The sequence below is a fragment of the Stenotrophomonas sp. YIM B06876 genome (assembly GCF_030711595.1).
Lineage (GTDB): Bacteria > Pseudomonadota > Gammaproteobacteria > Xanthomonadales > Xanthomonadaceae > Stenotrophomonas.
On record NZ_JAUJUJ010000625.1, the window covers coordinates 1 to 378 of the forward strand.

Here is a 378-nt window from a genome sequence, read left to right on the forward strand (position 1 = left end):
CGACAAGACGCCGAACCTGAAGTTCCGCCTGGCCGGCGGCAACGCGGGGGTGGCCGTCGCCACCAACGAGGCTGTGGAGCATGCGGAAATCCAGATGCTGGCGGCCATCTTCGGCGCCATCACGCTGCTGTGCTGGCTCACCTTCCGCAGCTGGCGCGCGGTGCTGTGCATCATCGTGCCGCTGACGCTGGTCTCCATCCTGTGCAATGCCTTGATGGCCATGCTCGGCATCGGCCTGAAGGTCGCCACCCTGCCGGTGATCGCCATGGGCGTGGGCGTGGGCGTGGACTATGGCATCTACCTGTATGAGAGCCTGCAGCACGAGCTGGAAAGCAAAGGCAAGACGCTGCGCGAGGCCTTCTACGAGGCGCTGCGCCA

At 65.6% G+C, this 378-nt stretch carries 1 protein-coding gene; it reads left to right on the forward strand.

Annotated elements, in window-relative coordinates:
* A partial coding sequence (locus QZH66_RS18765) for an MMPL family transporter (protein WP_305807288.1) occupies positions 1-378 on the forward strand: 378 nt, incomplete at both ends.